This window comes from Stappia sp. MMSF_3263 (assembly GCF_030733745.1).
Classification (GTDB): domain Bacteria; phylum Pseudomonadota; class Alphaproteobacteria; order Rhizobiales; family Stappiaceae; genus Stappia.
Genome location: NZ_JASHIK010000008.1, coordinates 75569 through 100405, shown reverse-complemented (window position 1 = coordinate 100405; position 24837 = coordinate 75569). Strand labels below are relative to the sequence as shown.

Genomic DNA, 24837 nt, shown 5'->3' with positions numbered 1-24837 from the left:
AACCGTAAAGGGCCTCTGGTCCGAATATCGGCGGGGGAAGCTAAAGGCGGAATTGCGAGGCGACTGGGCGGTGGCTGTTTTCTACCGGTTGCCGAGCATGCTTCTGATCGTGCCCCTGGCGCGACTTGGCGTTGCGCCCGTTGCGGTGACTGTTGCGGCGTTGGTCGTGGCGCTTGCGATGCTCCCTGCAGCGTTCCTGCCGTCGGTGCCGTTGGCCGGCACGACCGTCGTCTGTCTCGCCATCGCGTTTCAGGTGCTCGACTGCGTGGATGGGGGGCTGGCGCGGGCGACAGGCGGCACGAGTGTCCGGGGAGCGACGTTCGATTTTCTCGTCGACATGGTCCAGTGGGGAGTGCTCTACGCCAGCATCGGAATACTTGCGGACCGTGCAGGGGAGGGAGGCGCGTTCTGGAGCGCGATCGGGCTGGCCGCCGGCTGGAGCCGGCTTTTCGCGCGTGTCGTGCGCGATGCAGGCGAGCGTGCCGAAACATGCACGCCGGCTCCAGCGGTTGAGGCGAAGCAGGAACAGGTGACCTTCACGGGCCTGATCCTTGCGCTCCTGGCGGGACTGAGCGGGCTGATACCGGTGCTGCTCGCGTTTGCGCTGGCAACCGGCCATCTCGCAATTCTGACGCTGTTCCTGCTGGTCTACGGGCTTTCGGATATCGCCGAGGGGCTGAGCGGGGTTCTCGCCAAGGGGCGGGACAGCGGGCCGCGATGAAGATCGTCCAGATCTGTCCTTATGACATGACCCGGCCCGGCGGGGTGCAGTCGCATGTCCGCGACCTGTCCCGCTGGCTGAGAGAAGAGGGGCACGCGGTACGTGTCGTCACGCCGTATCCGCCTACCGGCGTTGCCGGCGGAGAGGCAACCTGTTGCGGTCGGGCGCGCATGGTTTCCATGTTCGGCACCCGGTTCGAAGTCAGCCTTGCCGGGCGGCGCGAATTGAGGGACCTGGCGGCGGATCTTCACGGATGGGGCGCGGAGGTCGTCCATCTGCATACGCCGTGGACCCCGCTGATGGCCTGGCAGATCTGGCGGAGGCTGCATCTCCCGACGGTGACAACGTTCCACGCAACCCTGCCCGCGGCCAATGCCGGTGGATTGTCCGGACGTGCGCTGCACGCTGTCGCCGGCTATTTCATGAAGCGCTCGCAGGCTGTCGTGGTGCCGTCGGAGGCGCCGCTGGCACATCTGCGCCCGCAAGAGCGAGGCATCACGGCGCATGTTCTGCCGCCGGCCGTGAACCTGGCTCCCTGGCGGGAGGCCGGTTCCGGGCAAGGGCAACGTATGCCCGGGCGGCTGGAGGTCGGCTTTCTGGGCCGGTTCGAGGCCCGCAAGGGCCTGCATGTTCTTCTCAAAGCCTGGCCGTTGATCGCCGCGCAGGTTCCGAACGCATATCTGACGATAGCGGGAGGCGGACCGCTTCTGCCGTCTGTCCGCGAAGCGATGGCGGGTATCCATGGCGATCGCATACGACTGGTCGACACACCCGATGATGCAACGGCGCGGCAACTGGTGGCCGGCTGGGATATCTTCGTTGCTCCCGCACCCTATGGCGAGAGTTTCGGTCTTGTGCTCGTCGAGGCAATGGCCGCCGGCGCGCTGCCGGTTGCGGCGGCCAATGCCGGCTACACCGGTGTCTTGGGGCACGAAGAGGGCGCCAGCCTGCTGGTCCCGCCTGAAGATGCAGAGGCGTTGGCCAGGCGCATTGCCGAACTGGCTGCAACGCCGGACCAGCGGGCCGCGCTGAGCCGCTGGTCGGCGGCGCGTGCCCGGGACCTTGATCTGCCGGCGACGGGCAGGCGGCTTGTGGAGATCTACCGAGAGGCGCTGGCGTTGCCTGGCTGAACGGCTTTCTCGAAACGCGAGGGACGCGGGTACCAGCGTTCGAGAGTGTGGCGCACATGGGCGACGACGCGCGGATTGGGGGCGTCTTCGAAGCTGTCGTTCAATGTGATCGTGGCGGGTTTGCGCCACTCCAGCCGGCGCAGTTGCAGCCAGGTCCAGGCGTACCAGTTCTCCAGCGACGCATAGCCGGCCATCTGCCGGACGTCCGCGCGGTCGGCCCGGGCGGCCGCATCGGTTTCCAGCGCGAAATGCGGATAGAGATATTCCGGAGGGACATTGCCGTGGGCCCGGAAACGGCTCTGGCGCGTGGCGGCGATCTCGTCGGCAAAATGCTCGCACATCCGTGCGAAGAGATCCCGGTCGATGATTTGCGGTCCGTGGGCAAGATAGGAAAAGGGTTTTGCGCCGAATGCCACCGCCAGCACCTCGTTGGCCCTGGCGAGCGCAAGGTTCCAGGGGCTCGAACTGGCCGGGTCGAGCGCTGACATCACGGGCGACGGCCGGTCTTCCAGAAAGACCTTCGACCGCCCGTCCGCCGCCTTGAAGTCTTCTGGCTTCAGCGGCCGGAATGCCAGCATGTCGTCCTCGAAATAGAGAAATTGGGGAGACAGGTCCGGGATCCTCGCCAGATGGCTGACGATGGCAAAGGAGTTGAATGTCGGCAGGACCTCCGGCGCCATGATCCGGTCGTGATGCACGACGCGGATGTCCGGATGGCCGGTGTCGAGCCATGCCGGCACCTGCGGCCGGCAGCTTACGATGTGAACCCGGCGCACGAAGGGCATGTAGGCTTCGAGCGAGCGCAGCGAATAGCGCAGAAGATCGAGATTGTCGCGTGTGCGATTGGGATTGGTGTCGCGTCGGTCGGTCGCGTGAGCGCGCAACGTTTGCGCATAGCCGGGGAAGCTGTCGTCGACCCATGTGTAGACGACGTCGACGCAATTGGGCTGAAGAGCGTCGGCTCGATCGGTTGGCATCGGTATGTCACCAGTCTCCGGAAGTCATGTGCGGACGTTGCCGTCCGTGGTGCCGATGCGGCCCCGGCCTGTTTCCCCGGTTCTCAAGGGGCGCCGAAATCTATAAACCCGATGCCGGCGAAGGAGCAAATGCTCTGGAGATGCCAGCAGGCGGGGGCAATGCAAGTGGGCGAAAACGGTTCTCAGGACTCGGATGTGCGCGATGCCGGGATTGCCGGTGCCGGCCGGTTGTCGCGCGACCTCGTGATTGCCGCCGATTTCGGGACATCCGGCGTCAAGCTTGCCGCGCTCGACAGGTCGCTGGCACTGAAGGCGGTCGCGATGCGGGCCTATCCATTGTCGCTTCCCGCGTCCGGCCAGGCGGAGCAGGCTCCGGCCGACTGGTGGAAGGCCCTCGCCGAAGGCATCGCGGACCTGCGCGGGCTGATACCCGATCTTGCCGAACGCGCCGCCGCATTGGTGTTCTGCGCACAGATGTGCGGTGTTGTCGCGAGCGACGCGTCGGGCACGCCCTTGCGTCCGGCGATCGTCTGGCTCGACAAGCGGGCCGGCACGATGTCGCGGCAGATGAATGGCGGTTTTCCCTCGCTCGCCGGCTATCGGCTCGACAAGCTCCTTGCATGGACCCGCATCGCCAATGGCGCGCCATCGCACAACGGCATGGATCCGCCGGCCAAGATGCTGTGGCTGAAACAGTTCGAGCCGGACGTCTTCGCCAGTGCGCACAAGCTTCTCGACGTCAAGGACTGGTTGTTGAACAGGGCGACGGGGCGCTTCGTGACGACTGCCGACAGCGCCAACCTCACATGGATGATGGACACCAGGAAGGGGCGGGAAGGCTGGTCCGCCTATCTTGCCGGACGGCTGGGTATTCCGCTCGACAAGTTGCCGGAGATCGTCGACGGCACCGAAACGGTTGGTGGTCTGCTGACGGATGCGGCCACCGAACTCGGGTTGGAGCCGGGATTGCCGGTGATTGCCGGTGCCGGCGACGTGGCGGCGACGGCCATTGGCTCCGGCGCGATGGCCGATGGCGAATTGCACGCCTATGCCGGCACCAGTGCCTGGCTCAGCGGGTTCTTCCCCTCCCGGCGAATCGACATCTTTCATTCCTTCGCGACAATTTCCTCAAGCGTCGGCTACAGGCCCTTGCTGATTGCGACTCAGGAAAGCGCGGGCACGGCCTTTGCCTGGGCCGCACGCCTGACCGGCGAGGCGGAAGGCGATGCCGATAGCGCACTTGCCCGTGCCTATGAAGGGATCGGTCCGGCGCGGGCCGATGACCCGCTGTTCGTGCCGTGGCTGGCGGGCGAACGGGTTCCCGTCGATGACGACCGCCTGCGCGGCGTGTTCTACGGGCTGGGCATGCAACATGACCGGAGCGCTCTGTTGCGCTCGGTGCTGGAAGGTGTCGCGCTCAACATGCGCTGGGCTCTCTCCAAGGTGTCGAAACAGAAGAGCGTGCTTCAGGACGCGCCCCTGCCGCTCGTCGGCGGGGCTGCGGTGAACCCGCTTTTTGCGCAGGGGCTTGCCGATGCTCTCAAACGGCGTGTCGTGGTTCGCGCACCCCGGCATGCGGGCGTTCGCGGAGCGGCGGCAATCGCCGGTACGGGCCTGGGCTGGTTTGACAGCGTGGAGGCCGCGGCGCCGGCGCTGGCGGCGGGGCCGGCCGAGACCTACGATCCGCAGCACGAGGGCATGGCCTTGAGCGATGCCCGCTCCGCCATGCTCGAACGGCACCGTTCGCGCCTCATTGCGCTTTATCGCTGAACCGGCCTTTCGGCCTCAAGGACAACGCCATGATCGACGGATTGTTCAAGCGCCATATCGACCCGCTGTGGGAACGCATGGCGAGCCCCCTCATCAAGGCCGGCATGAGCCCCAACCAGGTGACGGCAACAGGGCTTGCGCTCGTGGCGCTGAGCTCGGCGCTCTACCTTTGGCATGAAAAGCCAGCGCTGTTCGGTCTTATGCTCGCCTTTGCCTTCGCCTTCGATGCGCTGGACGGTGCCGTGGCACGGCGGCGCGACATGTGCACCAAGTCCGGCGGTTATTTCGATGCGATGGTCGACCGCTATCAGGAACTGGTGGTGCTCGCGGGGATCGCGGCGGTCAACGATCAATGGGCGCTTGCCCTGATCGCCTTTTCCGGCGGGGTCATGACCAGCTATGCGAAAGCACGCACGGCGATCGAGATCCCGATCAGCAACGAGGCCTGGCCGGACTTTTTCGAGCGGCTCGAACGGATCATTTTTCTTTGCGCGATGCTGCTTGCAGCGGGAGGGCTGTCGCTTGTCGGTCTGCCTGCCGGGACGACCATCGCCGCCGGCCTGGCGATCTATGCGCTTCTTGCGCATGCAACGTCGGTGCAGCGCATCCGGCGCGCGGTCTCATTGTTGCGCGCCGCCGACATGGCGCAGAAGGATGAGTGGGGGCCGGACGACGGCGTCAGCAAAGCCAGCAATTTTCCGGCAGGGACGCGGTCGTGACCTGGTTGCCCTCCGCGATCCAGTTCATGACGCCCTTCTCGACGCTGTCGATCTTGCTGTAGCCGGCGCGCTCCGCCAAATAGCGGGCGACAACGGAGGAACGACTGCCGGTTCGGCAGATCAGCACGACGGGATCGTTCCTGTCGGCCAGAGCCGTGAAGTCTGCGAGAAAGCCGGGATTCACCTTGCCGCTTCCATCGAAGAAGGTGAGGAGACGGGCGCCCTCGATAACACCCGTTTCCTTCCATTCCTCGGGTCGGCGAATGTCGACCAGAACAGCGCCGTCGGCGAGTTTCCGTTTCAGCGCATCATTGTCGAGACTGCCGAAATTGGCCTTCGAGACGGCGAGCAGCTCGACCTCGAAGCGCAGTATCGCGTTGGGCGGGATGACGCCGCCCGCACCACGCGCGCCATAGCCCAGTTCGGGAGGGATGACGAGTTCGCGCTTGCCGCCGACCCGCATCCCCTCGACCCCCTGATCCCAGCCTCGGATCACGCGGCTTGCCCCGAGCGGAAAGGAGAAGGGCTCGCCTCGATCGAGGCTTGAGTCGAACTTCGTGCCATTGGCGAGCCAGCCCGTGTAGTGCACTGTCACGGTCGACCCGGGAACGGCTTCCTCTCCGGTGCCGATGACGATGTCGCGGATTTCGAGTTCGGCGGCGACTGCGCCCAGCGACAGGGGCAAAAGGGCGCAAAGCGCGATAAGAAGTCTCAGCATCGAGATGATCTCCGGGATCGGACAATGGGTCTGGCGGAAGATAGCGCGGAGCCCGGCTATCGGAAAGCGGACCGTCGGAAGGGACGGGCGTGGCGCCGAGCTTGCCAGGTCCGGGAAGCCCGGCCATCGTGCCACGGCATCGAAAGAGCGCGCGAGAACAGGACCATAACCCATGAGAGATGACGACGCGGAACTAGCCAGCCGGCTGCTGGACCTTGCCGGGCATGCGGGGTCCTGCCCGCCGATAACGGATGACGACGCGACCTTCGGGCTGGTGCGGGCCTACGAGGTGTCGGCGGCCATCATCAAGCAAAGACGAGCGCGGAGCGAGCGCCCTGCCGGATGGAAGATCGGTTTCACCAACCGAACGATCTGGGACGAGTACGACGTTCATGCCCCGATCTGGGGACCTGTTTACGACACGACGGTCGCCGAGGTGGCAGGGCCGGACGTTTCCACCTGCGACATCTCGGGGTTGATGGAGCCTCGGATCGAGCCGGAAATCGTGTTTCGTATCGCCGCCCCGTTGCGGCCCGGCGCCGGAGAGGGGGAGTTGCTCGCCTGTATTGACGGGGTGGCGCTGGGATTTGAACTCGTGCAATCGCCGTTTCCCGGATGGCGGTTCCAGGCGGCCGACACCGTTGCGGCGTTTGCCTTGCACGGATTGCTGAGGCACAGGGCCTTCGCGCCGGTCACGCGCGAGAACCGGGATGCCTGGCTGGCGCGCCTTGGCGACTTCACGCTCGACCTCTTCAAGAACGGACAGCATGCCGATTCCGGACATTCGGAAAACGTTCTCGGCGGGCCCTTGAGTGCGTTGAAGGCGATGGTCGACGGCTTGCCCGATACCGCGCTCGCGACGGGGATAGGGGCGGGTGCCGTGGTCACGACAGGGACGCTGACCCGCGCCTTTCCCGTGGCACCCGGCGAGACATGGAGCACGCGGATCGCCGGGTTGCCGCTCGATGACATTACCCTTGCGCTGACGTGACCTCGGTGCACGAGACGTCCGGCACCTCCGATATTTTAAGATTGAAACACCTGACTTGGCCCCTAAACTGCGCCCGCCCGGCGGTCAGGAGCCGCCGTATAGCCATTTGCAAGGAGACGCCTTCGTGATCGAACCCGTTCGCTACTCTGTCGAGGACGGCATCGCGCTGATCGTCATCGACAATCCGCCGGTCAACGCGCTCTCCCAGGCCGTGCGTGCGGGCCTGGCCGCCGCCATCGGGCGGTTTACCACGGATGGAGAGGCAAAGGTCGCGGTGATTGCCGGCGCCGGGCGCACTTTCATTGCCGGTGCGGACATTCGCGAGTTCGGCAAACCGATGGCCGAACCGTTCCTGCCCGACGTGATCAACATGGTCGAGGCCTGTGCCAAACCGGTCGTCGCCGCCCTGCACGGGACGGCGCTTGGCGGCGGGCTGGAGGTTGCTCTGGGGTGTCATGTGCGCGTTGCTCTCACCTCGACCAGGGTCGGGTTGCCGGAAGTGACCCTCGGCATTCTCCCCGGCGCCGGCGGCACGCAGCGGCTGCCGCGTCTGGCCGGAGCGCCCGCCGCGCTCGACATGATCACCAGCGGCCGCCATGTCGGAGCGGTAGAAGCACTCAAGCTGGGCGTTGTCGACGCGGTGGTGGACGGAGACGACCCGCTGGAAGCGGGCAAGGCGTTTGCCCGCACCATGATCACGGACGGGAACAAGGGGCGGCGCAGCTGTGAACTGGATCCGGGCGAGAAAGACCCGGCTCTGTTTGCCGACTGGCGGGCAAGCACGAAGAAGTCGGCGCGCGGGCAGCTGTCGCCGATGGTCGCGATCGATGCAGTCGAGGCGGCCTTCGACCTGCCTTTCGCCGAGGGGCTGGCGCGCGAGCGGGCGCTTTTCACCGAACTGATGAATTCCGACCAGAGGGCCGGTCTGATCCATGCCTTCTTCGCGGAACGCGCCGTGGCGAAGATCCCGGAGGCGCAGGGAACAACGCCGCGAGACATTGCCTCTGTCGCTGTGATCGGTGGCGGCACGATGGGTTCCGGCATCGCGGTCGCGGCTCTCAACGCGGGATTGCCGGTTACCCTGGTCGAACGCGATGAGGCAAGCGCGAACCGGGCGCGCGGTATCGTGACGAAGCTGCTCGACGACGGCGTTCGTCGTGGCAAGCTGTCCCAGGCGCGCCGCGAACAGATCCTCGGGCGCGATTTCAGCACGGCAACCGACTACGCTGCGCTTGCCGAGACCGATCTCGTGGTCGAGGCGGTCTTCGAGGACATGGACGTGAAGAAGGACGTTTTCACCAAGCTCGATGCGGTGGCACGTCCGGGTGCGATCCTGGCAACGAACACCTCCTACCTCGACGTCGACGAGATCGCTGCCGTCACCGCGCGGCCCCAGGACGTCATCGGTTTTCACTTCTTTTCTCCTGCCCATGTGATGCGGCTTCTGGAGGTGGTTGTCGCCAAGGGGACGGGCGCGGATGTCGTGGCGACCGGGTTTGCGCTGGCCAAGCGATTGAAGAAGGTCGCCGTCAGGGCGGGCGTTTGTGACGGCTTCATCGGAAACCGCTTGCTCAACACCTACCGGAAGGCCGCCGACTACATGGTCGAGGATGGCGCCAGTCCCTACGAGATCGATGCCGCCCTGGTCGGCTTCGGTTTTCCCATGGGCCCATTCGCGGTGGGCGATCTTGCCGGGCTGGATATCGCCTGGGCAGGACGCAAGCGTCGTACGGCGACACGCGATCCCCGTGAAAGGGTCGTGGGTTTTGCAGATCGGCTGTGCGAGCGGGGCTGGTTCGGCCAGAAGACCGGGCGCGGTTTCTATCTTTATGAGGACGGTGCGCGGCGGGGAACTCCGGACCCCGAGGTGGAGGCCATCATCGCTGCCGAGCGTAAGGCAAAGGGAATCACGCCCCGCAGCTTCTCCACCGAGGAGATCGTCAAACGCTATATGGCCGCGATGATAAACGAGGCCTCGAAAATCGTCGAAGAAGGTATTGCCCTGCGTCCGCTCGATGTCGATGTGACGATGATTGCCGGTTACGGTTTTCCGCGCTGGCGCGGCGGCCCGATGCATCACGCGGACCGGACCGGTCTTGCATCCGTGCTTGCCGATCTTCGGCAGCTTCATGCGGAAGATCCGTTCTTCTGGGAACCGGCTCTCTTGCTTGCCCGGTTGGCCGAAGCCGGCGAGGATTTTGCTTCGCTGAACGGGCAGGGTTGAACCCCACTCCGAATTTTTTATCTGGGGCCCTGTTGCGCTGCCAGACGACCCCTTTTCTACAGGCACCGGGAGCCAGAAGCTTCCGGTGCTTTTTTTGGCATGCGAAGAAAATCGAACGGAAAATGTTTATAATCAGCGTTTTCATTTTTTCGGGCAGCCGCGTAATGATGTTACCTTGACCCGTTTCATATCGAAATTAATTCATTATTTTTCCGCTTTTGACACGCAATGGTTGTTGCGCTGCGGAAGAAATATGCGGCTTTGCAGCAACGAAATCGCTTGATTTGTTTAGCATTCACTATCCAACTAAACATCGCGGTAAACATCCGAAACGGGTGGAGTCCACGCGGGAGGCGGGGGCGCGGCCGGTGACTGCACATTGCGGGCCCGACACAACAGCCGCGAGACTGTGGGAGGATCACGTGAACAGATATCGGAAGACATGGGCTGCAGCCCTGTGCGGTACGATGATGAGCGGGTTGGCCGTCACGTCGGCACAGGCGGAAGACATCACCTTGTGCTGGGCTGCCTGGGACCCGGCCAACGCGCTTGTTGAGCTGTCGAAGGATTTCACCGCCGAAACCGGCATCGGCATGAAGTTCGAATTCGTGCCGTGGCCGAATTTCGCCGACCGCATGCTCAATGAGCTGAACTCCGGCGGAAAGCTCTGTGACCTGCTGATCGGCGACAGCCAGTGGATCGGCGGTGGTGCGGAGAACGGGCATTACGTCAAGCTCAACGACTTCTTCGAAGCCGAGAAGATCAGCATGGACGATTTCGCCCCGGCGACTGTCTATGCCTATTCCACCTGGCCGAAGGGAACACCCAACTACTGGGCACTTCCGGCGATGGGCGATGCCAACGCCTGGTTCTATCGCAAGGACTGGTTCTCCAAGCCCGAGATACAGGAAGCCTTCAAGGCCGAGTACGGTCGCGACCTGGTGCCGCCCAAGACCCAGAAGGAACTGATGGAGATCGCCAGGTTCTTCCAGGGCCGGGAGATCGACGGCAAGACCCGCTACGGCATCAACATCTTCACCGAACGCGGTTCCGAGGGCATCACCATGGGTGCGACCGGCGCGCTCTATGCGTGGGGGTTCAAGTACGAGAACACGCCGGGTAAATACGACATGGAAGGCGCGGTGAACTCGCCCGAGGCGGTGGAGGCGCTGGAGTTCTACAAGGAACTCTACAAGTGCTGCACGGCGCCGGGCTACACCGACAGCTACATGCAGGAGAGCCTCGACAGCTTCAAGTCCGGCCAGGTGGCGATGGCGATGAACTGGTTCGCTTTCTTCCCGGGCCTTTACAAGGACGAGCAGGTCGGCGGCGACAAGATCGGCTTCTTCGTCAATCCCGGGCAGAACGTCGAAGCCTCGACGCTTGGCGGACAGGGCATCTCCGTCATTTCCTATTCCGACAAGAAGGAACAGGCGCTCAAGTACATCAAGTGGTTCGCCCAGCCCGAGGTGCAGGCCAAGTGGTGGTCGCTTGGTGGCTACTCGGCCCACAACTCGGTCCTGAACGACCCGGGCTTCAAGGACAGCCAGCCGTTTGCGGCCGACTTCCTCGTGGCAATGGGGGGCGTGCAGGACTTCTGGCAGGAGCCGGCCTATGCCGAACTGCTTCTGGCCATGCAGAAGCGGCTGCACGACTACGTTGTGGCCGACCAGGGCACCGCCCAGGAGGCCCTCGACAAACTGATCGAGGACTGGACGGAGACCTTCGAGGACGAAGGCAAACTCTGAAACGCATCCCCAGTGACGCTCCCCCGCCGTGCAATCGGCGGCGGGGGAGATGCCGGAGTGAACCGGGTGCGGACATCCCGCGCAAGGGTACGGTTCGCGAACCTCCGGGAGATCCGGCCGGTCCGCGTCCTGCGCACTTCGCCTGAATCCTGCCTGCCGCCCGACCGTCGCCCAATCGGAACCTCGTCATGTCACAGCAAGAGATCAGCAGCAGCGTCGCCGAGCAGGTGGCCGGCCGGACGCCGGCCGGCGTTGCGCGGAAAGTGCGCGGCCTGTCGGACCGGGCGATCGCCTGGATCTTCATCGCGCCCACGATCGTGCTTCTGCTCGCGATCAACGTGTTCCCGCTGATCTGGACGGTCTATCTGTCCTTCACGAATTTTCGCGCCAACAGGCCCAACCGGGATGTCGAATGGGTGGGCCTGCGCAACTACGAGCGCGTGCTGACCGACAGCGACATCTGGCACAACATGCTGGTGACGTCGCATTTCCTGTTCTGGACGATGTTCTTCCAGGTGCTGATCGGCTTTGGCCTTGCATGGCTGATCAACAAGAACTTTCGCGGACATGGGGTCTGGACGACGATCATCCTGCTGCCGATGATGCTGTCGCCTGCCGTCGTCGGCAATTTCTGGACCTTCCTCTACCAGCCGCAGATCGGCCTCTTCAACTATGTGGTGAGCTTCTTCACCGGCGCCGATCCCTCCTCGTTCCAGATGATCGGCAGCGTCGACCTGGCGCCCTGGGCGATCGTCATCGTCGATACGTGGATGTGGACGCCCTACACGATGTTGATCTGTCTCGCGGGGCTGCGCTCAATTCCCGACTATATCTACGAGGCGGCTGAGGTCGACCGGGCCGGACCTTTCCGCACCTTCTGGTCGATCACGCTGCCGATGGTGATGCCGTTCCTGATGCTGGCGGTGCTGTTTCGCGCCATCGAGAACTTCAAGATGTTCGATCTCGTCGTTGAGTTGACATCGGGCGGTCCCGGATCAGTGACGGAACTGGCCTCGATCAACCTGAAGCGCGAGGCCTTCGAGAAATGGCGTACGGGCCTGTCCTCGGCCTTCGCCATCATCCTGTTCGTGACGGTGTTCGGCGCGGCCAACATCTACGTCAAGGCGCTCAACACGGTGAAGAGCAGATGAGCACGACAACCGCCCACTCCGTCGTCGCTCCGGGGCGCCGGACACGATTTGTCGCCGGCCTGCTGGTGGTCATCTACGCACTCGTCACCATGGTGCCGCTGGCGTGGATCTTCCTGACGGGCTTCAAGACGCCGCCCGATTCCATCTCCTACCCGCCGAAGGTGGTGTTCGAGCCCTCGCTCGAGGGTTACGTGAACCTCTTCACGACGCGTTCGCGGCAGACGCCGGAATACATGGAAAGCCTGCCACCGCCCCAGACCTGGTATGAGGAGCTGGTTCGCTCGCGGCACATGGTCATCGCCGGTCCGTCGAAATTCGGCGAGCGTTTCCTCAACTCCGTGATCATCGGTTTCGGGTCGACCTTCCTGTCGGTCTTCCTCGGGACGCTGGCTGCCTACGCGTTTTCCAGGTTCAAGGTTCCACTGGCCGACGATCTGCTGTTTTTCATCCTGTCGACCAGGATGATGCCGCCGATCGCCGTGGCGATCCCGATCTTCCTGATGTACCGCACGGTCGGACTTTCCGACACGCATCTGGGCATGATCATTCTCTATACGGCGGTCAACGTGTCGCTCTCCGTCTGGTTGCTGAAGGGGTTCGTCGACGAGATCCCGAGAGAGTACGAGGAAGCGGCGCTGATCGACGGCTACACGCGGCTGCAGGCGTTCGTGAAGGTGGTGCTGCCCCAGATGGCGACGGGCATCGCGGCGACGGCGATCTTCTGCCTGATCTTCGCCTGGAACGAATACGCCTTTGCACTGCTGCTGACCTCCGGGACGGCGCAGACGGCCCCTCCCTTCATTCCCACCATCATTGGCGAGGGCGGTCTCGACTGGCCGGCCATCGGCGCGGGCGTGACGCTGTTCCTGTTGCCGGTGCTCGTCTTCACCATCCTGCTGCGCAAGCACCTGTTGCGGGGCATCACCTTCGGAGCGGTTCGCAAATGACCGGGTCAGCAGACAAGGCCAGGCCGGCAGTGGCCGGCGGCGATCTTCAGAACGCGCGCGACAGGATCGCCGCACAGCGGACGCATCCGCCGGGTCATGCCGCGCGCCTGGCTGCCGGGGCAACAGGGGCGGGACGTCGCCGCCTCCTGCGGCGGGGGCCGTGGGAGCTGCTCGCGACGGTGCTGATCGGGCTTGGCGTTGTCATGCTCATGCAGCCATTCGCCATGACCCTCTTCACCTATTCCTTCATCACGATCCTGACCGGCACCGTGATGTTCATCATCGTCAGCCACTTTCCGGAATAGGACGCCATGGCGGAGATCAGGGTCGAAGCCCTCAAAAAGAATTTCGGCGAGTTCACCGCGGTGAAGGATTCCAATTTCACCGTCGCCGATGGCGAGTTCTTCGTCATGCTCGGCCCGTCCGGCTGCGGCAAGACGACGACGCTCAGGATGATCGCGGGACTGGAACTGCCGACGTCCGGGCGGATCTTCCTGGGTGGGGAGGATGTCACCTTCAACCGCGCCTCGCATCGCGACATTGCCTTCGTGTTCCAGCTCTTCGCGCTCTATCCGCACATGAACGTGCGCAAGAACATGGGTTTCCCGCTGGTCTGCCAGGGCATGCCGCGTGCCGAGATCCGCCAGCGGGTGGAGGAAACGGCGCGTTTGCTGCGGATCGACCACATTCTGGACAAGCCTGTCTCCGGCCTTGCCGGCGGCGATCGGCAGCGGGTTGCACTTGGGCGCGCCATCGTGCGCCGGCCGATGGCCTTCATGATGGACGAGCCACTGGGCACGCTCGACAGCGAATTTCGCGACCTGATGGTCCGGGAGTTGCGCGAGTTGCACAACTCGATCGGGGCGACGACGGTCTACGTCACCCACGATCAGCTCGAGGCGATGGCCATGGCCGACAAGATCGCGGTGATGAACCACGGCGTCATCGAACAGTTCGGCCATCCCCAGGAGATCTACGACCGGCCGGCGACGATGTTCGTCGCCGATTTCATCGGTTCGCCGCCGATGAATTTCCTGACCGTCGCGGGAGGCCTTGCGCCCGGCGCGCGTGATGTGGGCCTGAAGGAGGCGCGCATCGAGGTGCCGGAACTGCGCGAGGCGGCACCGGCGGAAACGCTCATGCTCGGTCTGCGCCCGGAACATATCCGCCTTGACGATGCGGGCCCGTTGCGCGGCGAGGTCTTCGGCACCGAGTATCTGGGCACCACGCAGATCGTCACGCTCAATGTTGACGACACGCAGCTCAAGGCGCGCCTGGCGGCGGATGTCAGGCTGCGCGAAGGCGAAACCGTCGGACTGTCACTCGATACTGCCCGGCTGTCGCTCTTCGACGCGGCCAGCGGGCGGGCGCTGGCGAGCGCCCGAGACGATGCGGTGCACGCCCCGCGCACGGGAACGGGAGGCTGACATGGCTACAGTGACCCTGTCGGGCATCAGCAAGCAGTTTGGCCGGACACGGGCGGTCGATGACCTGTCACTCAGTATCGCCTCCGGGGAGTTTGTGGTGCTGCTCGGTCCCACGGGCGCGGGCAAGACAACCACATTGCGGCTGATTGCCGGGCTTGAAACGCCGGATGACGGGCGGGTGACGATAGACGGGGCCGACGTGACGGCGACGCCTCCGGCGGGGCGCGATGTCGCTTTTGTCTTTCAGCAGTATTCGCTCTATCCGCATCTGAGCGTCTTCGACAATCTGGCTTTCCCGCTGCGCTCGCCGGCACGCAGGGTGCCCGAGGACGAAATCCGCCGGACGGTCGAGCAGGTCGCCGGAATGCTTCGCATCGGTCACAAGCTTATGAACCGCTCGACCCAGCTCTCCGGCGGCGAGATGCAGCGCGTTGCCATAGGCCGGGCGCTGGTGCGACAGCCATCGATCTATCTGATGGACGAGCCGCTGTCGTCGCTCGATGCAAAGCTGCGTGCGGACCTGCGCCTGGAACTGAAGCGGATCCAGCGCGAGCTGGATGCCACCATCCTTTACGTCACGCATGACCAGATCGAGGCGATGACGATGGCGGACCGTATCGGCATCCTGTCGGAGGGGCGACTGGTGCAGATCGGTACGCCCCGGGAGATCTATGCGGACCCGGACAATGTCTATGTCGCGGCTCGGCTCGGCCAGCCTTCGATCAATGTTCTGCCGGTGGGGGTCCTTCCGGCACCGGACGTGCCGGCCAACGCGTTTTCGATCGGTGCGCGCACGGAACATTTGCGCATCGCGCAGGCGGATGCCACAAGCGCCAATGCGCGGCTCGACTGGATCGAGCATCTCGGCGACCAGAACCACCTGCATATCCGCATCGGCGATTTCCGGCTGACGACGCTGGCCGATCCGGCAAGCGACCTTGCCTCCGGCGAAGCGATCCGGGTGGAAGCGGCTGCCGCGCTTTATTTTGACGAAGACGGAAAGCGGATCAGATAGATGAGCGATATCGACAAGGACGTCGGGTCAACCGTCGAAGCCGTGGCGCAGGCAATTATCGCCCATGCGGACGAACTCACCGAACTGGATTCGGCGATCGGCGACGGCGATCACGGGCACAACATGAAGCGCGGAATGCAGGCCGTGCTCGACGATCTCGATGCGCTCGCGGCCAAACCCTGGGACGAGGCGTTGAAGGCGGCCGGAATGCAGCTGGTGATGAAGGTTGGCGGCGCTTCTGGTCCGCTTTACGGGACGCTTTTCATGACGCTCGGCAAGACGCTCGACACGCCGCCGACACGGGCCGGCCTCGCCGCAGCCTTCGAGGCGGCCATCGAGGCGTTGATGGCACGGGGCAAGGCGCATGCCGGGCAGAAGACGATGCTCGACGTTCTGGTGCCGGCCGCCGCCGCCCTGAAGGAGGGCAAGGGGCCTGCGGAAATCGCCGCGGTTGCCGCAACTGCCTGCGCGCAGACCCGCGACATGCTGGCAACCAAGGGGCGGGCGTCCTTTCTCGGCGAACGGTCGATCGGTCATATCGATCCGGGCGCCCGTTCGAGCCAGATCATCATCGAGGCGATAGCCGCCCGTTCTGGAGATGTGAAATGAGCAATGTCGGCATCGCGATCGTGTCGCATTCGCCGCTGGTCGCGGAAGGAACTGCGGACATGGTCCGGCAGATGGTCGGCGACGAAGTTCCGCTCGCCTGGTGTGGCGGAGATCCGGACGGAGGGCTTGGCACCAGTGTCGAGGCGATCCTGAAGGCCATCGACGCGGCCTGGTCGGACGCGGGTGTCGCACTTCTCGTTGATCTCGGGGGGGCGGAGACGAATTCGGAAATGGCCGTCGAAATGCTGCCGGCCGAACGGTCGGGCAAGGTTGTCGTGTGCAACGCTCCGATCGTCGAGGGAGCAGTGATCGCCGCCACTGAAGCTTCGGGCGGTGCCTCGCTTGAAGAGGTGCGGCGCACTGCCGAGGAACTTTCGGGTCTATGAGGACGAATGACATGAGTGACGTGGTGCTGACGGCCAATGTGCTGCTGGAGCACGAGGTGGGCCTGCACGCCCGGCCATCGGTGAAGCTGACCAAGCTTGCCAAGACCTTCAGCGCGGCGGTTGAGGTCAGTCCTGGCCCGGATGGTCCCTGGGTGGATGCCAAGAGCATCGTCAAGGTGATGGCCACACGTGCACCGAAGGGCACGATCCTGCATTTCCGCGCAAGTGGAGAGACGGCGCAAGCCGCCCTCGATGCGCTGGTGAAGTTGGTCGAGGATGATTTCGAGACGGGCACGGGCGATACGGATTGACGGCAATGGCGCAGGTCGGGCGACAAGCTGAGATGCGAAAGGGACGGGCCGCCTCGCCGGGACTGGCCAGCGGACCTGTCGTCGCGCTTGAAGCGACTGCTATCCGGGCCGAGGCGACGACGGTTCGTCCGGCCGACCCGGCCGCAGAGCTTGCCCGGCTGGCACAGGCGCTTGAGGATGCCTCCGTGCAACTGAGCGTCCTGATCGAACGTGTCGATGAGGACGCGGCCGAAATGCTCGAGTTCCAGTTGGCGATGATCGAGGACGAGGAATTGTCCGCTCCGGCGGTCGCGGCGATCACGGGCGGAACCGCAGCGCCGGTGGCCTTCGAGGCCGCGCTGGATGCCGCCATTGCCGGATATCTTGCATCGGACGACGACTATTTCCGCGCGCGATCCGCGGATCTTGTCGACATCCGCAACCGGGTGCTCCGCCTGCTTTCGGCGCCCGGTGCCGCTGAAGGTTCGCAGGACCCGAAAGGCGCCATTCTCGCGGGCGTCGACATCACGCCGAGCCGGTTTCTGGAAACCGACTGGAGCGAGGGGGGCGGCATCGCGCTTGCAGAAGGAAGCCCCTCGAGCCATGTCGCGATGCTGGCGCGCGCCCGCGGCGTGCCGATGGTCACGGGCCTCGGGGCACTGGATGCCGCCAAGCGTGTGACGGCGATTGTCGATGGCGAGACGGGAACCGTCTGGTTCGACCCGGACGCGGCGATGCAGGCCCAGCACGAGGCTTTGAGAACCCGGCGCGCGCGCGAAGCCGGTGCCGCGCGGGCCTATCTCGACAAACCGGCGCGCACCGCCTGCGGTGAACCTGTGTCGGTAATGGTGAACATCGCCGAGCCCGACGAGGTGGACGGGATCGATCCCGCGCATTGCGACGGTGTCGGCCTGATGCGAACCGAGTTCCTGTTCCACGGACCCGGAGGCCTGCCGGACGAGGAGACGCAGTACCGGGCCTATCGCAAGGTTCTGGAGTGGGCGGCAGGGCGCAGTGTCACGATTCGCACGCTGGACGCCGGTGGCGACAAGCCGGTGCCGGGACTGACCATTGCCGAGGCCAACCCGTTTCTGGGGTGCCGCGGCATTCGCCTGTCATTGCTGAGGCCCGGAATCTTTCGGATCCAGTTGCGGGCGCTTGCAAGAGCTGCGGTGCACGGAAACCTCCAGGTCATGTTGCCGATGGTCAGTCAGCCGGACGAGATCGAACGTGCCGGAGGCCTGTTCGATGCCTGTATCGAGGAGCTGCGCGCGGAAGGTATTGAGGCGGTGAGGCGTCCGCCGCTCGGCATCATGGTCGAAGTGCCGTGCGTGGCAATCACGCCGGAGAGGTTTCTTGCTGCGGACTTCTTCTCTATCGGGTCGAACGACCTGACACAGTATGTGATGGCGGCGGGGCGGGACTCCGCCGAGGTGGCGGATATCGGGCGGGCGGACGATCCGGCCGTGCTGGCGCTTGTCGAGGCGACGGTGCGCGCGGGAGAGGCGGCGAAGCGGCCGGTCAGCCTGTGCGGTGATGCCGGCAGCGACCTTGCCGTCTTGCCGAAGCTGCTCGCCCGGGGGCTGCGGCGGGTGTCGATCGCGCCGGCCGCACTGGCCCGGGTGAAAGCTTCGATCGCGGCGATGCGGCTCGATGCAGATGGCTAGGGATCCCGTCAAGGAGACGCCCGACAGCGCCCAGATGGTGGCGCTCTACAAGAGTGTCCTCCAGAAGGTTCTGGACAAGCGCCCGTCCGGTACGCGGCAACGGGTTGCCGCCGCCCTTGGCAAGAACCGGAGCTTTGTTTCCCAGATCTCCAACCCGGCCTACTCCACGCCGATCCCTGCCGCGCATGTTGAGCAGATAATGGAGATCTGCCACTTTTCGCCAAAGGAACGGGAAGCCTTTATCGAGGCTTATGCGCTTGCCCATCCCAGGCACCAGGGCCTGGTCGACAAGGGGCCGAAGGTGCGCGCGCGGACGCTGTTCCTGCCCGATCTTGGCGACATGGAGCGCAATCGAAAGCTCGACGCCCTCATCGACGACTTCATCCGAAACCTGTCCGATCTTGTCGATGACGGGAGCGGATAGCGGCACTCTTTTCCGGTTTGGGAGGACTGAATGAAAAAGCTGATCAATTCCGTCGACACCGTCCTGAGCGACAGTCTGCGCGGGTTTTGCCGCGCGAACGGGGACATTCTCGTCGCGGGGGAAGACCTGAAGTTCATCCGGCGCAAGGAACTCAAGCAGGGCAAAGTGGGGCTGATTTCCGGAGGAGGTTCCGGTCACGAGCCGCTGCATGGCGGTCTTGTCGGTCACGGAATGCTCGATGCCGCGTGTCCTGGCCAGGTTTTCACATCGCCGACGCCGGACCAGATGATTGCCGCTGTCGAGGCGGTGGACACCGGCGCGGGGGCCCTCTTCATCGTCAAGAACTATGAGGGCGACGTGATGAATTTCGAGATGGCGGCCGAGATGGCGGTCGGCGAGGTTGCCACGGTTCTGACCAATGACGATGTCGCGGTGGAAGACTCCCTCTACACAACCGGCCGGCGGGGGGTGGCGGGGACGCTTGTCGTCGAGAAGATCGTCGGCGCCGCCGCCGAGGCCGGTGGTGACCTCGCAAGCCTCAAGGCGCTGGGAGACAAGGTCAACGCACGCACCCGCTCGATGGGTGTCGCATTGACCAGCTGCACTGTCCCGGCCGCCGGCAAGCCGATGTTCGAGATCGGCGATGGCGAGATGGAGATGGGCGTCGGCATACACGGCGAACCTGGACGACGCCGCGTGAAGCTTGCGACGGCCGGGGAAGTCGCCGCCGAGATGACCGGTGCGATCCTGCGGGATTTGGGGAACACGGCCTCCGGCGAGGTGCTTCTCTTCGTCAACGGCTTTGGCGCGACACCGGCAATGGAGCTTTATCTGATGTACGGGGAAGCGGCAGAATGCGTTGAGACGGCCGGGCTCTCGATCGCACGTTCTCTGGTCGGCAACTATGTGACGGCGCTCGACATGGCGGGATGCTCGATCACCGTGACGGTGCTCGACGACGAGATGAAGCGGTTCTGGGATTCGCCGGTCCACACTGCGGCGCTGCGGTGGGGGATGTAGGGCAGGAGGCATCTGACCGGAAGGAGTTTCCGGCAGCGACAGGGAGGAGACAATCATGAAGACGATGAAGGGACCGGGGATTTTCCTCGCTCAGTTCGCGGACGATGCCGCGCCGTTCAATTCGCTGCCATCGATTGCCGCCTGGGCGGCGTCGCTCGGTTACGCCGGTGTTCAGATCCCGACCTGGGACGGGCGGCTGTTTGACCTCGACAAGGCGGCGGACAGCCAGGACTATTGCGACGAGGTCACCGGTATCTGCCGGGAGGCGGGGGTCGAGATCACGGAACTCTCAACCCACCTGCAAGGCCAGCTCGTCGCCGTCAATCCGGCCTATGACGCAGCCTTCGACGGGTTTGCCGCCCCGCATGTGCGCGGCAACCCGCAGGCGCGGCAGGAATGGGCCGTCGACCAGATGATGAAGGCCGCGAAGGCCTCGCGCCGGTTCGGGCTCGACGCCAGCGTCTCCTTCCCGGGCGCGCTTGCCTGGCCCTATGTCTATCCCTGGCCGCAGCGGCCGGCCGGGCTCATCGACACGGCCTTTGACGAGCTCGCAAGGCGCTGGCGCCCGATCCTTGACGCCTATGACGAGGTGGGCGTCGATGTCTGCTACGAGATCCATCCGGGCGAGGACATTTTCGACGGCGCGACCTTCGAGATGTTCCTTGAGAAGGTCGGAAATCACCCCCGCTGCTGCATCAATTACGATCCTTCGCATTTTGTGCTGCAGCAGCTCGATTATCTGGCCTTCATCGACATCTATCACGAGCGCATCAAGGCGTTTCACGTCAAGGACGCGGAATTCAATCCCGACGGGCGGCAGGGCGTCTATTCCGGCTACCAGCCCTGGGTCAGCCGCGCCGCGCGGTTCCGTTCGCTGGGCGACGGGCAGGTCGATTTTGCCAGTATCTTCTCCAAGCTCGCCGCGCATGACTACGGCTCCTGGGCGGTGCTGGAATGGGAATGCTGCCTAAAGCATCCAGAGGACGGGGCGGCGGAGGGAGCCCCCTTCATCGCGCAGCACATCATCCGTGTGACGGAAAAGGCCTTCGACGATTTTGCCGGAACCGGCGCGGACGAGGCAGCCAACCGCCGGATGCTCGGCATTGAATGAGGTTTCCGACAGGAGACAGGCACCGGGAGGATCACGAGATGGCGATTGAAGGTGGAAAGGACGACGCGGCCGGCGGCCGCATCCGGCTCGGCATGGTCGGGGGCGGCGAGGGCGCCTTCATCGGCGGCGTGCATCGCATTGCCGCGCGGCTCGACGGGGAGTTTGACCTCGTTGCCGGCGCCTTGTCGTCGGACCCTGACAGGGCACGTGCTTCGGGCGCCGCGCTGGGCCTTGCGCCGGAGCGCAGCTACGCTTCCTTCGCCGAGATGGCGAAACGCGAGGCGCGCCTCAAGAACGGCATCGAGGCGGTCGCCATCGTCACGCCCAACCACATGCATTACCCGGCGGCGCGGGAGTTCCTGAAACGCGGCATCCATGTGATCTGCGACAAGCCGCTGACCTCGACCCTGGCGGATGCCCGGAAGCTTGCCGGACTGGCGGAAAAGTCCGGCGCGCTCTTTGTGCTGACCCACAATTACACCGGCTATCCGATGGTCCGCCAGGCGCGCGAGATGATCGCCTCCGGCATGCTCGGCGCCCTGCGCGTGGTGCAGGCGGAATACCCGCAGGACTGGCTTACCGAGCGGCTCGAGGCAAGCGGGCAGAAACAGGCGGACTGGCGCACTGATCCGGCTCGTTCCGGTGCCGGTGGCTGCGTCGGCGACATAGGTACCCACGCCTACAATCTCGCCTGTTTCGTCACGGGTCTTGCCGCTGAGGAACTGGCCGCCGATCTGACCACCTTCGTCGATGGCCGCAAGCTCGACGACAACGTTCACGTCATGCTGCGATTTTCGGGCGGGGCGCGTGGCATGCTGTGGGCGAGCCAGGTCGCACCGGGGAACGAAAACGGACTGCGCCTCAGGGTCTATGGCGAGAAGGGCGGGCTCGAGTGGGAGCAGGAACAGCCCAATCACCTCTGGTACACGCCTTTTGGCGAGGAAAAGCGGCTGATCACCCGGGGTGGTGCAGGCGCGGGTGCCGCCGCCGCTCGGGTCAGTCGCATTCCGGCCGGCCATCCGGAAGGCTACCTGGAAGGCTTTGCCAATATCTACCAGGAGGCGGCCCGTGCGATCCGCGCCGCGCGCGACGGCGGCAAGCCGTCCGCAGACGTGGTCTACCCGACGATCTCGGACGGGCTCGCGGGCATGGGATTCATTGACGCTTGTGTGCGGTCCTCGACACGCAACGGACAGTGGGTAAGGCTTTGAGTGAGTGACGCCGGCGTTCCGCCGGCGCTGGCTTTTCCCGTGCAGCCGTCCTATTTGGGACGCTGCAAGGTCGTGCGGCCGTGCGCCCGACCCGCCACCCGTATGGATCGCAACACCCGCCCATGGATTCACTCACCCAGTTCGTTCTCGGCGCGGCGGTCTCGACGGCCCTGCTTGGCAAGACGCTCGGCCCGCGCAAGGCTGCGCTCGTCGGCGGCGTCCTGGGCACCCTTCCGGATCTCGATGTCTTCCTTCCCTTCGACGATCCGGTCGACAGTTTCGTCCTGCATCGCGGCGCGACCCATTCGCTGTTCATTCAGGCATTTGCCGCTCCCGTTTTCGGCGAGGCGCTTTTGCGTCTGTTCAAAACACTGCGGGACAAGCGCTTGCTGGTCTGGCTAACCGTTTATCTGTGCTTCGCCACGCATGCGTTAATCGATGCAATGACGGTCTATGGCACGCGCCTGTTCTGGCCGTTGTCGCCGGACCCCGTCGGTGTCGGTTCGGTGTTCATCATCGATCCGCTCTATACGCTGCCGCTGCTGGTTGCCTCCGTCTGGGCGCTGTTTCGGAGCACCTGGACGCCAGGCCTTGCCCGGGCCACTGTCGCCGCACTCGTTGTAAGTACCGGTTATCTCGGCCTCTCCGTTCTCCTGCAGGCGCATATGGAGAGCAGGGCACGGACGATCTTCGCGGGAGCGGGGTTGGCACCGGAGCGTGTCTTTGCGATCGCGGCTCCCCTGAACACGGTCCTTTGGAAGGTGATCGGACTGGAGAACGGCCGCTATCACAATCTCTATCTGTCGCTTCTGGATGGTGATGCTCCCCCTGTGGTCTACACGCATGACAGGGGCGGCGACATGCTGGGATGCCTTGAGGGGAATCTGGCTTTCGCCAAGCTCGACTGGTTCAGCCGCGGCTACTTTCGCGCCGAACATGTGGGTGATCGCATCGTCGTGTCGGACCTGCGCATGGGACTGACGCCGGCCTATGCGTTCCGCTTCGCCATCGCGAAACGCAACGGCGCCGGTTTCGAGCCGATCGTGCCGGAACGCGACATGACCTACCGGCGAACGAGCGAGGGCGATGCCGACTGGCTGCTGGCGCGAGTTGGCGGACAGCCGTCGCTTCGTCACGCTGAAGCGGATGCAGCGGGGGCGTCGCCCGTCGTGCCTGCGGGTCGTGCCTGCTGAATTGCATTTTGCCGCTACGGCAGCAAGTCGGTTGCCGGGTTTTGCCGTTGAAACGGCGCTGTGGCGGATGTAACCGGGTAGGATCACAAGAAACCGCGCCCGGTCGAGACGCGGTTCGCTCCCGGGAAGGACGCCCAGACCATGCAGGCTCGCGAGATCCACGACGCCGGCGGCGTCGACAGTGCGTATGCGTGGCTGCGCCTCGGCCTGTCGATGCTGCTCGCAACGATCGGCGGCGCCGGCATGTGGTCGGTCATCGTCGTCTTGCCCGCCGTGGAACGCGAGTTCGGCGTCGACCGCGCCGACGCCTCGCTGCCCTATACCGCGACGATGGTCGGTTTCGCGCTCGGCAATCTTCTGATCGGCAGGTTCGTCGACCGTTTCGGGGTGACAGGACCGCTGGCTATCGCATCGCTCGCGCTGGGATCTGGATTTCTGCTGGCCTCCCAGGCCGGTTCGATCTGGGTTTTTACCGCGTTGCAAGGTGCGTTGATCGGCTTCGGTTCGGCGGCGACGTTCGGGCCGCTGCTTGCAGATGTCTCCCACTGGTTCGACAAGCGGCGCGGCCTGGCGATGGCCGCGACGGCGTCCGGAAACTACCTCGCGGGCGCCATCTGGCCACTGGTGCTGCAGGCGGCGATGGCCGAACACGGCTGGCGCGGCGCCTATGTGCTGGCCGGCACGGTCTGTCTCGCGGTGCTGGTGCCACTCGCCTTCCTGCTCCGTCGCCCGCCACCCCATATGGCGCGCAAGGGGGCTCCGGTTCCCAAGGCCCCGCCACCGCCCAAGAGGTCGACGTCGCTCTCTCCGGGAATGCTGCAGTTCCTGCTGATCATCGCGGGGCTTGGTTGCTGCGTTGCCATGTCGATGCCGCAGGTGCATATCGTCGCCTATTGCGTCGATCTGGGCTATGGCGTGGCACGCGGCGCGGAGATGCTGTCGTTGATGCTTGCCGGTGGCATTGTCAGCCGGCTTGCCTCGGGCGTTCTGGCCGACCGTATCGGCGGGCTGCCGACGCTGCTGATCGGGGCCGTACTGCAGTGCCTCGCCCTGCTGCTCTACATTCCCTACGACGGCCTTGCGTCTCTCTATCTCGTGTCGCTGATCTTCGGCCTGTCGCAAGGCGGCATCGTATCGAGCTATGCCATCGTGGTGAGGGAGTATCTTCCAGCGCGCGAGGCAGGCCGCCGGGTCGGCGCGGTGATCACGGCGACGATTGTCGGCATGGCCATCGGCGGCTGGATGTCGGGCTGGATCTACGATCTTACCGCGTCCTATCAGGCCGCGTTCCTGAACGGTATCGCCTGGAACCTGCTCAATATCGCAATGATCGTGCTGATCCTGTTGAAGAGCGGCCGTCCCAGGGGGACAGCCGTCACGGCCTGATC

The 24837-nt window shown here is 64.6% G+C and carries 23 protein-coding genes and 2 pseudogenes; 22 read left to right on the top strand and 3 right to left on the bottom strand.

The genetic code is table 11. The features are described from left to right. Positions 1–70: 70 nt before the first annotated feature. Both RBB46_RS10955 and RBB46_RS10950 read left to right on the top strand, forming a co-directional pair. Positions 71–721: a CDP-alcohol phosphatidyltransferase family protein gene (locus tag RBB46_RS10955; RefSeq protein WP_306029015.1), complete on the top strand. Its 651-nt coding sequence runs from the start codon at positions 71–73 to the stop codon at positions 719–721. Next, on the top strand, positions 718–1851 hold the full coding sequence (locus RBB46_RS10950) for a glycosyltransferase family 4 protein (protein ID WP_306029014.1): 1134 nt from the start codon (positions 718–720) through the stop codon (positions 1849–1851). The genes RBB46_RS10955 and RBB46_RS10950 overlap by 4 nt, the downstream gene beginning before the upstream one ends. Here the strand turns inward: RBB46_RS10950 and RBB46_RS10945 are convergent. Next, a complete protein-coding gene (locus RBB46_RS10945; RefSeq protein ID WP_306029013.1) occupies positions 1821–2828 on the bottom strand; it encodes a stealth conserved region 3 domain-containing protein in 1008 nt (335 codons plus the stop codon). The two genes, RBB46_RS10950 and RBB46_RS10945, sit on opposite strands and share 31 nt — an antisense overlap. Positions 2829–2987: 159 nt before the next feature. Between RBB46_RS10945 and RBB46_RS10940 the strand changes: the two genes are divergently transcribed. Together RBB46_RS10940 and RBB46_RS10935 are read left to right on the top strand one after the other, a co-directional pair. Then, complete coding sequence (locus tag RBB46_RS10940; RefSeq protein WP_306029012.1) at positions 2988–4598, top strand: FGGY-family carbohydrate kinase; 1611 nt, start codon at positions 2988–2990, stop codon at positions 4596–4598. A 29-nt stretch (positions 4599–4627) separates the two neighbouring features. Further along, entirely contained in the window at positions 4628–5317 is a 690-nt protein-coding gene (locus tag RBB46_RS10935) for a CDP-alcohol phosphatidyltransferase family protein (protein ID WP_306029011.1), read from the top strand. Here RBB46_RS10935 and RBB46_RS10930 read toward each other — a convergent pair. Both RBB46_RS10930 and RBB46_RS10925 read right to left on the bottom strand, forming a co-directional pair. Further along, a pseudogene (locus RBB46_RS10930) lies at positions 5277–5615 on the bottom strand (rhodanese-like domain-containing protein); the annotation flags it as partial. The gene RBB46_RS10935 and the pseudogene RBB46_RS10930 sit on opposite strands and share 41 nt — an antisense overlap. 42 nt (positions 5616–5657) lie before the next feature. Then, positions 5658–6035 (bottom strand): annotated as a pseudogene (locus RBB46_RS10925) (FKBP-type peptidyl-prolyl cis-trans isomerase); the annotation flags it as partial. Positions 6036–6207: 172 nt separating this feature from the next. On the opposite strand from RBB46_RS10925, the gene RBB46_RS10920 reads away from it, so the two are divergent. From RBB46_RS10920 to RBB46_RS10835, 18 genes are all read left to right on the top strand, one after another. Continuing rightward, positions 6208–7026 (top strand): 2-keto-4-pentenoate hydratase, encoded by an 819-nt coding sequence (locus tag RBB46_RS10920; RefSeq protein WP_306029010.1) that lies wholly within the window; start codon positions 6208–6210, stop codon positions 7024–7026. Between the two features lie 124 nt (positions 7027–7150). Further along, positions 7151–9250, top strand: a complete 2100-nt coding sequence (locus RBB46_RS10915) for a 3-hydroxyacyl-CoA dehydrogenase NAD-binding domain-containing protein (protein WP_306029009.1) — start codon at positions 7151–7153, stop codon at positions 9248–9250. A gap of 467 nt (positions 9251–9717) precedes the next feature. Further along, positions 9718–10998 (top strand): ABC transporter substrate-binding protein, encoded by a 1281-nt coding sequence (locus RBB46_RS10910; RefSeq protein ID WP_306029108.1) that lies wholly within the window; start codon positions 9718–9720, stop codon positions 10996–10998. Positions 10999–11186: 188 nt separating this feature from the next. Next, positions 11187–12149: a carbohydrate ABC transporter permease gene (locus RBB46_RS10905; protein ID WP_306029008.1), complete on the top strand. Its 963-nt coding sequence runs from the start codon at positions 11187–11189 to the stop codon at positions 12147–12149. After that, positions 12146–13096, top strand: a complete 951-nt coding sequence (locus tag RBB46_RS10900; protein WP_306029007.1) for a carbohydrate ABC transporter permease — start codon at positions 12146–12148, stop codon at positions 13094–13096. The genes RBB46_RS10905 and RBB46_RS10900 overlap by 4 nt, the downstream gene beginning before the upstream one ends. 107 nt (positions 13097–13203) lie before the next feature. Continuing rightward, a complete protein-coding gene (locus tag RBB46_RS10895) occupies positions 13204–13401 on the top strand; it encodes a hypothetical protein (RefSeq protein ID WP_306029107.1) in 198 nt (65 codons plus the stop codon). Positions 13402–13407: 6 nt separating this feature from the next. Continuing rightward, positions 13408–14523, top strand: a complete 1116-nt coding sequence (locus RBB46_RS10890; RefSeq protein ID WP_306029006.1) for an ABC transporter ATP-binding protein — start codon at positions 13408–13410, stop codon at positions 14521–14523. Between the two features lies 1 nt (position 14524). Next, positions 14525–15538, top strand: a complete 1014-nt coding sequence (locus tag RBB46_RS10885; protein WP_306029005.1) for an ABC transporter ATP-binding protein — start codon at positions 14525–14527, stop codon at positions 15536–15538. Beyond that, entirely contained in the window at positions 15539–16147 is a 609-nt protein-coding gene (gene dhaL / locus RBB46_RS10880) for a dihydroxyacetone kinase subunit DhaL (protein ID WP_306029004.1), read from the top strand. Beyond that, positions 16144–16533 carry a dihydroxyacetone kinase phosphoryl donor subunit DhaM gene (gene dhaM / locus RBB46_RS10875; protein ID WP_306029003.1) on the top strand — a complete coding sequence of 130 codons (390 nt, stop codon included), beginning with the start codon at positions 16144–16146 and terminating at the stop codon, positions 16531–16533. The genes dhaL and dhaM overlap by 4 nt, the downstream gene beginning before the upstream one ends. 11 nt (positions 16534–16544) lie before the next feature. Further along, positions 16545–16844, top strand: a complete 300-nt coding sequence (locus RBB46_RS10870; protein WP_306029002.1) for an HPr family phosphocarrier protein — start codon at positions 16545–16547, stop codon at positions 16842–16844. Between the two features lie 32 nt (positions 16845–16876). Further along, positions 16877–18490, top strand: coding sequence for a phosphoenolpyruvate--protein phosphotransferase (gene ptsP, locus RBB46_RS10865; RefSeq protein WP_306029001.1), 1614 nt, complete (start codon positions 16877–16879; stop codon positions 18488–18490). Continuing rightward, positions 18483–18914 carry a hypothetical protein gene (locus RBB46_RS10860; protein ID WP_306029000.1) on the top strand — a complete coding sequence of 144 codons (432 nt, stop codon included), beginning with the start codon at positions 18483–18485 and terminating at the stop codon, positions 18912–18914. The genes ptsP and RBB46_RS10860 overlap by 8 nt, the downstream gene beginning before the upstream one ends. A gap of 30 nt (positions 18915–18944) precedes the next feature. Continuing rightward, the gene (gene dhaK / locus RBB46_RS10855) at positions 18945–19934 is read left to right on the top strand and encodes a dihydroxyacetone kinase subunit DhaK (protein WP_306028999.1); all 990 of its coding nucleotides are present in this window, start codon (positions 18945–18947) and stop codon (positions 19932–19934) included. Positions 19935–19986: 52 nt separating this feature from the next. Beyond that, positions 19987–21045 (top strand): sugar phosphate isomerase/epimerase, encoded by a 1059-nt coding sequence (locus RBB46_RS10850; RefSeq protein WP_306029106.1) that lies wholly within the window; start codon positions 19987–19989, stop codon positions 21043–21045. A 38-nt stretch (positions 21046–21083) separates the two neighbouring features. After that, entirely contained in the window at positions 21084–22256 is a 1173-nt protein-coding gene (locus RBB46_RS10845) for a Gfo/Idh/MocA family protein (RefSeq protein WP_306028998.1), read from the top strand. Positions 22257–22378: 122 nt separating this feature from the next. Continuing rightward, positions 22379–23449: a metal-dependent hydrolase gene (locus RBB46_RS10840; protein WP_306028997.1), complete on the top strand. Its 1071-nt coding sequence runs from the start codon at positions 22379–22381 to the stop codon at positions 23447–23449. A gap of 141 nt (positions 23450–23590) precedes the next feature. After that, positions 23591–24835 carry an MFS transporter gene (locus tag RBB46_RS10835; protein ID WP_306028996.1) on the top strand — a complete coding sequence of 415 codons (1245 nt, stop codon included), beginning with the start codon at positions 23591–23593 and terminating at the stop codon, positions 24833–24835. The last annotated feature ends 2 nt before the right edge of the window (positions 24836–24837 follow it).

What these genes read in the sequence shown, in the direction of transcription:
- RBB46_RS10950 (WP_306029014.1), top strand. Translation starts at nt 718, where the DNA reads ATGAAGATCGTCCAGATCTGTCCTTATGACATGACCCGGCCCGGCGGG.
- RBB46_RS10945 (WP_306029013.1), bottom strand. Translation starts at nt 2,828, where the DNA reads ATGCCAACCGATCGAGCCGACGCTCTTCAGCCCAATTGCGTCGACGTC.
- RBB46_RS10940 (WP_306029012.1), top strand. Translation starts at nt 2,988, where the DNA reads ATGCAAGTGGGCGAAAACGGTTCTCAGGACTCGGATGTGCGCGATGCC.
- RBB46_RS10935 (WP_306029011.1), top strand. Translation starts at nt 4,628, where the DNA reads ATGATCGACGGATTGTTCAAGCGCCATATCGACCCGCTGTGGGAACGC.
- RBB46_RS10920 (WP_306029010.1), top strand. Translation starts at nt 6,208, where the DNA reads ATGAGAGATGACGACGCGGAACTAGCCAGCCGGCTGCTGGACCTTGCC.
- RBB46_RS10910 (WP_306029108.1), top strand. Translation starts at nt 9,718, where the DNA reads ATGATGAGCGGGTTGGCCGTCACGTCGGCACAGGCGGAAGACATCACC.
- RBB46_RS10905 (WP_306029008.1), top strand. Translation starts at nt 11,187, where the DNA reads ATGTCACAGCAAGAGATCAGCAGCAGCGTCGCCGAGCAGGTGGCCGGC.
- RBB46_RS10900 (WP_306029007.1), top strand. Translation starts at nt 12,146, where the DNA reads ATGAGCACGACAACCGCCCACTCCGTCGTCGCTCCGGGGCGCCGGACA.
- RBB46_RS10890 (WP_306029006.1), top strand. Translation starts at nt 13,408, where the DNA reads ATGGCGGAGATCAGGGTCGAAGCCCTCAAAAAGAATTTCGGCGAGTTC.
- RBB46_RS10885 (WP_306029005.1), top strand. Translation starts at nt 14,525, where the DNA reads ATGGCTACAGTGACCCTGTCGGGCATCAGCAAGCAGTTTGGCCGGACA.
- dhaL (WP_306029004.1), top strand. Translation starts at nt 15,539, where the DNA reads ATGAGCGATATCGACAAGGACGTCGGGTCAACCGTCGAAGCCGTGGCG.
- dhaM (WP_306029003.1), top strand. Translation starts at nt 16,144, where the DNA reads ATGAGCAATGTCGGCATCGCGATCGTGTCGCATTCGCCGCTGGTCGCG.
- RBB46_RS10870 (WP_306029002.1), top strand. Translation starts at nt 16,545, where the DNA reads ATGAGTGACGTGGTGCTGACGGCCAATGTGCTGCTGGAGCACGAGGTG.
- ptsP (WP_306029001.1), top strand. Translation starts at nt 16,877, where the DNA reads ATGCGAAAGGGACGGGCCGCCTCGCCGGGACTGGCCAGCGGACCTGTC.
- RBB46_RS10860 (WP_306029000.1), top strand. Translation starts at nt 18,483, where the DNA reads ATGGCTAGGGATCCCGTCAAGGAGACGCCCGACAGCGCCCAGATGGTG.
- dhaK (WP_306028999.1), top strand. Translation starts at nt 18,945, where the DNA reads ATGAAAAAGCTGATCAATTCCGTCGACACCGTCCTGAGCGACAGTCTG.
- RBB46_RS10845 (WP_306028998.1), top strand. Translation starts at nt 21,084, where the DNA reads ATGGCGATTGAAGGTGGAAAGGACGACGCGGCCGGCGGCCGCATCCGG.
- RBB46_RS10840 (WP_306028997.1), top strand. Translation starts at nt 22,379, where the DNA reads ATGGATTCACTCACCCAGTTCGTTCTCGGCGCGGCGGTCTCGACGGCC.
- RBB46_RS10835 (WP_306028996.1), top strand. Translation starts at nt 23,591, where the DNA reads ATGCAGGCTCGCGAGATCCACGACGCCGGCGGCGTCGACAGTGCGTAT.